The following is a 6,238-nucleotide window of genomic DNA, read 5'->3' as shown; positions in this document are numbered from 1 at the left end:
CTTCAGGTTCCCTGTTCGCGCGCCACCGCCTGCCAGCCGATATCGCGGCGGCTGAACCCGTCCGGCCAGTCGATGCGGTCGAGCGCGGCATAGGCTCGTTTCTGCGCCTCGCCGACCGTGGCGCCTGATGCCGTCACGTTGAGGACGCGGCCGCCATTGGCCACCAGCGCGCCGCCATTGATGGCGGTGCCGGCGTGGAAGACCTGGACGCCGTCGCTTGCCGCGTCTTCGACGCCGCGGATGACCGAGCCTTTTTCCGGCGTGCCGGGATAGCCTCTCGCCGCCATCACCACGGTCAATGCCGCCTCGTCGCGCCAGCGCACCGAAGTATGTGCCAACTGGCCGTCGGTTGCCGCGTTGAGCAGGACCAGCAGATCATCCTTCAGCCGCATCATCAGCACCTGGCATTCCGGATCGCCGAAGCGGGTGTTGTATTCGATCAGCTTCGGCCCCTTGTCGGTGATCATCAGCCCGGCAAACAGCACGCCGGAGAAAGGCGCGCCCAGTTCGGCCATGCCGCGCATGGTCGGCTCGATGATCTCACGCATGGTGCGCTCGACCAGTTCCGGCGTCATCACCGGTGCCGGCGAATAGGCCCCCATGCCGCCAGTGTTCGGACCGGTGTCGCCGTCGCCGACGCGCTTGTGATCCTGCGCGGTGCCGAAGGGCAGTGCGGTGGTACCGTCGCAAAGACAGAAGAAGCTCGCCTCCTCGCCGGTCATGAATTCCTCGACCACAACTTCCGCGCCGGCGGCGCCGAAGGAACCATCGAAGCAGGCATCGAGGGCTGCCTGTGCTTCACTGAGCGTCATGGCGACGGTGACGCCCTTGCCGGCAGCGAGCCCGTCGGCCTTGATGACGATCGGCGCCCCGGTCTTTTCGACATAGGCCCTGGCCGAGGCCAGGTCACTGAAACGGCCATAGGCGGCGGTCGGGATGTTGTAGCGGGCGCAGAGGTCCTTGGTGAAACCTTTCGAGCCTTCCAGCTGTGCCGCTGCCTTGGAGGGACCGAAGACGCGGATATTTTCGGCGCGCAGATCGTCGGCAATACCGGCGACCAGCGGGCCTTCCGGACCGACCACGACGAGGTCGATTTTTTTCTCCCGGCAGAATGCGGTGACCGCGGCGTGATCGGCGATGTCGAGCTTGACCAGTTCGGCCTCGCCGCCAATGCCCGGATTGCCGGGGGCGGCATAAAGCTTCGTCAGCAGCGGCGACGCGGCGATCTTCCAGGCGAGCGCATGTTCGCGGCCGCCGGAGCCCAGAAGAAGAACGTTCATGGCCACCTCTTGATGCCGAAATTCTGCTCTGGCGGCCATCTGATGGCGTTTTCTGCGCTTCCCGTTCTACTGCGTGCAGTAGAACTGAGCTCACGGACCAAATGTCCGCTCCGCTGCGGTTCTCGAAACCACCACCATATGACTCGCCAGAGCGAATTTCGAAACAGTCTCTTGGAGACCCGCTATTGCTCTCCGGGCGACGGGTCAAGGCATCAGGGTGTTTAGATCGCAATTGCGCACGGGAACGTTATCCCCGCAGAAAATTGGCGGCGGATACCGCCGCCAATTTTCTGGCGATTCGCTAGGCGGAGAAAACCACCGGAAACCAGTCCTCGCGCAGCCTCTCGCCCGGCTGCATGCCGTGGCCATGATAGGGCGGCGAGGTGCGGCCCGGCCGCTCGACATAGCGCGCATCGTCACCGACCCAGCGCAGCGACAGCGCCCGGCGCCGCGCCGCGGTCATATTGCCACGCGCGCCATGCGCGGTCCTGAAGTCGAACAGGATGGCGTCGCCCGGCTCCATTTCCCATTCGAGCACCTTCATCGAAGGGTCCTTGTCGGGATCGGGCACCGGCAGATAGTCGCCCTCGCCGGCATAGAAATTGCTATCGTCGAGCCAGCGCACCGGCAGGATCATCTTGTCCCATTTGTGCGAGCCGGCGATCAGCCGCAGCGTCGCCTCTTTCACCGGGTCGATGGGTATCCAGAAGCTCACCGTCTGTTGGCCATCGACGAAATAGTAGGGGATGTCCTGATGCCAGGGCGTCGGCTTCTGCGTGCCGGGTTCCTTCACCAGCACATGATCATGGAAGAACTGCGCGGTGCGCGACTGCATCACCGCCGCCGCCAGTTCGGCGGCGGGTGAGTCCCGTACCAGGCTGACGAATTCGGGGATGCGCTCCCAGTTGCAGTAGTCATCGAAGAAACTACCGCGACCGTTGGCTATGTCGGATGCGGTGGCGCTGCGGTTCTGCATGTTGCGTTCGATGCCGGCGGCAATCGTGTCGACCCAGCCCTTGAAGGCGCCGCGAATGCAAACAGCGCCGTCACGCTGATAGTCGGCAATCGTGGACGCGCCGATCCTGGTGGCGTCGAGGGTGGCAGTCCGGGAAGCCATGGCGTTCTCCTCTTGGAATAAAGCCACTATCGCAACATCTATTCATTCGGTAAAATAATAACTATCGATCTGACATATAGAGTGCCTCTATGAGTGTGACTTTCACGCAGCTGCGCTATCTGGTTGCCGTGGCGCGTCACGGCAGCGTCACCGGCGCGGCAAGGATGCTGAACGTCTCTCAGCCGTCGATCTCGGTGGCCATCGACGCGGTCGAAAAGAATTTCGGCCAGAAACTGTTCGTCCGCCAGCGGGGAAGCGGCGTGTCGCCGACATCGTTCGGCCGCGCCGTCGTGGCCAAGGCAAGGCAGGTTCTCACCGAAACGGAGGAACTCATCGGCCTGGGTTCAAGCAAATCGGCTGTCAGCGGCGAGTTGGTGTTGGGATGCTTCGAGGATCTGGCGCCTTTCTTCGCGCCGGCTTTGATCCGCGCCTTCTCCGAACGCTATCCGGCCGTCAAGATCGTCGTTCGCGACGAGACGTTCGAGACGCTGGGTCGACGGCTGGGTGACGCGGCCATCGATCTCGGCCTGACTTATGATCTCAGCCTGCCGACGCATTTCGCCCGCATCCTGCTGCGTGAACTTCGCCCGCACGCGCTGTTGCCGGCAGGCCATGCCCTGGCGGATCGCCCGTCGGTCAGCCTTGCCGATCTGGCCGCCTATCCGCTGATCACCACCGACCAGCCGCACAGCTGGCAGCATATGCTCGACCTGTTCCGCAGCCGCGGCCTTTCGCCTGTGGCCGACATGACGACAAGCTCGTTCGAACTGCAACGGAGCATGGTCGCCAACGGCTTCGGCGTTGCGGTCAGCTACACCCGCCCGCATGGCGACCGCAGCTATGACGGGCTGCCGCTCATCTGCAAGCCGCTGTCGGATCCGCTGCCCATGCAGCGGATCCTGCTTACCTATGACACGCATCAGCGTGTGTCGAATGCAGCGCTGGCCTTCGTCGAGGTGGCCAAGGACTGGTTCGCCACCCGCGACATCTTTGCCTCGTGAAAGGCTGACGGGCGCCGCGTCTCCGCTTGCCGCTTGACGGTTTCCGCCGCTGCTGCCACTCCATGGGCATGGAAACCATCCAGTCGAAAGCGGCCCAGGGCCGTGTCGCCGATGCGCCGAACGGCCATTGGGTCTACCGCGTGCTGCCGCGCTCGATATGGCCCTATGCGCAGCTTGCGCGGTGGGACAGGCCGATAGGCTGGCAACTGCTGCTGTGGCCGTGCTGGTGGTCGGCGGCCTTGGCGGCAAGCGCCTATCCGCGTCCCGGCGACCCGCTGCTCTCACTGCTGCCGGCGCCTTTGTATCTTGTGCTGTTCCTGGTCGGGGCCATCGCCATGCGCGGCGCCGGCTGCACCTACAACGACCTCGTCGACGAGGACATCGACAACCAGGTGGAGCGCACGCGCTCGCGACCGCTGCCGTCAGGCAAGGCGACGCGCCGGCGGGCATGGCTGTTTCTCGTCCTGCAGGCCCTGGTCGGCCTCGTCGTGCTCATCCAGTTCAACAGCTTTGCCGTCCTGCTCGGCATCTGCTCACTGGCGGTCATCGCCATATATCCGTTCATGAAGCGGATAACCAACTGGCCGCAACTGGTGCTCGGCCTTGCTTTTTCCTGGGGCGCGCTGATGGGATGGGCGGTCGAGTTCGGCGATCTCGATGGGCCTGCTGTCATGCTCTATATCGGCTCGATCCTGTGGGTGATCGGCTACGACACGATCTACGCGCACCAGGACAAGGAAGATGACGCCATTGTCGGCGTGCGCTCGACGGCACGCCTGTTCGGCGACAACACCAAGGCCTGGCTGGCCGGACTTTATGGCGGCGCGCTGATCTGCTTCGCCATCGCCTTCGCGTCGGCGCAGGCGCCGGTGGTGGCGCTGGCCGGGCTGATCGCCGCCGGCACCCATATGGCGCGGCAGATCGCCGTGTTGGACATCGACAATCCGGACCAATGCCTGCGCCTGTTCAGGTCGAACAACCAGGTCGGCTGGCTGATCTTCCTCGGCCTGATCGGCGGCGCTGTGTGGGTGGCTCTGAAGCCGCTGGTTTAGCGGGCTTTTTCCCTTCTCCCCTTGTGGGAGAAGGTGGATTGGCGCGCAGCGCCAAGACGGTTGAGGGGTGCTGGACGGAGTGCCGGCGTTGCCAAGCTGGAACACCCCTCATCCGACCGAGCTTCGCTCGGCCACCTTCTCCCACAGGGGGAGAAGGAAGAACCTTCCTACTCCCGCGAAATAATCTCCTGGCCGTCGACGACCAGCCTGAGACCGAGGTCGCCAGCTCTGCGGCGAGCGAGGAAACGCGGGCGGCGCGTGTTCGAAATCCGCCCCTTGCGCCGATCCTGCGGCGGCAGCGTCTTGATGGCGGCGCCGAGCGATTCTTCCAGGGTGCGGGCAACGCCGTCCGATTCGATGAGCAGCATCGGCAGGCGGTAAGCGTCGGCCCAGGCGCGCCAGTCGGCTGCGACATCGTCGAGATCGTCGGCCACCAGCAGCGGCACCGACAGCATCGGGTCGTTGTGCAGGAGTTCCAGGGTCACCGTGACATTGCCGTCCGGATCCTCCATGGCGCGGGCGGCAACGCCGCGGAACGCATTGGAAGGCAGAACGATGATCGCGGGCAGGCCGCTCATCTCGAGCAAGCGGCGGATCACGGCGCCGCGCTGGTCGATGGTGAAGGTTACATCGCCGTAGTCGTCGCGAGTCGCGTAGCTCACCACTTGCGGCAGGCGGAATGGGTCGAGACGCATGTTGCGTCCCGCCCAGACTGGCTTCAGTCCGGTGTTCATAGAGTGGCCTTCCTGTCTGTCTCCTGAGAGCCGGTGTCCGGTTCTCTCCGGGCCGGTTTTTCCAGCCTCGTTTGTATGGAGACAGTAGCGCGGGCTCCTTACCGCCCCGCTTAAGAAAGTCGGTTAAATTTTGCTGATCTCAGGGATGGTTATCGGAATCCCACCAGCCACAAGATGTCGAAAGGATCAGATAACCTTACCCGGATTCATGATGCCGGCCGGGTCGAAAGCGGCCTTCACCCTTCGCATCAGATCGATCGCCATCGGCGGCGCGGTGGCGATCAGTTCGTCGCGCTTCAACTGGCCGATGCCATGCTCGGCCGAGATCGAACCGTGCAGGCTGCGCACCACATCGTGCACCGCCTTGTTCATGGGGTGATAGAGAGCGAGGAACGCCTCATCGTCGCCGTCGACGGGCCGGGAAATGTTGTAGTGGAGATTGCCGTCGCCCATATGGCCGAAGCAGACCACGCGCGCGCCGGCGCTCACCGACGCCACCGCGCCGGCGGCTTCTTCGATGAAACGCGGGATCGAGGCGATAGGCACCGAAATGTCGTGCTTGATCGAGGCCCCCTCCGGTTTCTGCGCCTCGGGCAGCAGCTCGCGGAAATTCCAGAAGGCATCGCCCTGCGCGAGACTCGCGGCAATGACGGCGTCGCCGACGAATTCCTGTTCGAGGCCAGCCGAGAGCACATCCTCGATCAACGCTCGCGAATCTTCCGACGAACGGCCTGATGAAATCTGCATCAGCACGTACCACGGCCAGTCCTCGATCAGCGGCCGCACCACACCCTGGGCATGCGCCAGGGTGAAATCATATGGCCGCCTGCCGATCAGTTCGAAAGCGGTGAGTGCTGCCCCGGCACGGTCCATGGCCAGGCCGAACAGCGAAAGTGCCGCCTCGGGCGACGACAGGCCGACGAAGGCGACTTCGCGCCCCTTCGGCTTCGGGAACAGCTTCAGCACGGCGGCGGTGATGACGCCGAGCGTGCCTTCGGCGCCGACGAACAGGTTTTTTAGATCGTAGCCGGTGTTGTCCTTCTTCAGCTTGCGC

General features: G+C 64.0%; 6 protein-coding genes. 2 read left to right on the top strand and 4 right to left on the bottom strand.

Annotated features, from left to right (window positions below; all coding sequences use genetic code 11):
- Window positions 1-2 precede the first annotated feature (2 nt).
- On the bottom strand, window positions 3-1,280 hold the full coding sequence (gene purD, locus ENZ74_RS17920; protein WP_063170188.1) for a phosphoribosylamine--glycine ligase: 1,278 nt from the start codon (window positions 1,278-1,280) through the stop codon (window positions 3-5).
- Between the two features lie 301 nt (window positions 1,281-1,581).
- Window positions 1,582-2,397 carry a phytanoyl-CoA dioxygenase family protein gene (locus tag ENZ74_RS17915; protein WP_013532814.1) on the bottom strand — a complete coding sequence of 272 codons (816 nt, stop codon included), beginning with the start codon at window positions 2,395-2,397 and terminating at the stop codon, window positions 1,582-1,584.
- A gap of 89 nt (window positions 2,398-2,486) precedes the next feature.
- On the opposite strand from ENZ74_RS17915, the gene ENZ74_RS17910 reads away from it, so the two are divergent.
- Both ENZ74_RS17910 and ubiA read left to right on the top strand, forming a co-directional pair.
- Entirely contained in the window at window positions 2,487-3,398 is a 912-nt protein-coding gene (locus ENZ74_RS17910) for a LysR family transcriptional regulator (protein WP_063167661.1), read from the top strand.
- Window positions 3,399-3,466: 68 nt separating this feature from the next.
- Window positions 3,467-4,450, top strand: a complete 984-nt coding sequence (gene ubiA / locus ENZ74_RS17905) for a 4-hydroxybenzoate octaprenyltransferase (protein ID WP_063170187.1) — start codon at window positions 3,467-3,469, stop codon at window positions 4,448-4,450.
- Between the two features lie 167 nt (window positions 4,451-4,617).
- Here the strand turns inward: ubiA and ENZ74_RS17895 are convergent, their stop codons facing one another.
- Window positions 4,618-5,184: a DUF6101 family protein gene (locus ENZ74_RS17895; RefSeq protein WP_013532817.1), complete on the bottom strand. Its 567-nt coding sequence runs from the start codon at window positions 5,182-5,184 to the stop codon at window positions 4,618-4,620.
- Window positions 5,185-5,370: 186 nt separating this feature from the next.
- Window positions 5,371-6,238 (bottom strand): FAD-binding oxidoreductase (locus ENZ74_RS17890; protein ID WP_164761071.1); only part of this gene is annotated, 868 nt, incomplete at its 5' end.

It is taken from the genome of Mesorhizobium sp. M7A.F.Ca.CA.002.15.2.1 (assembly GCF_003998715.1).
Taxonomy (GTDB): Bacteria; Pseudomonadota; Alphaproteobacteria; order Rhizobiales; family Rhizobiaceae; genus Mesorhizobium; species Mesorhizobium ciceri.
This window is presented reverse-complemented; position numbering and strand designations above follow the sequence as displayed.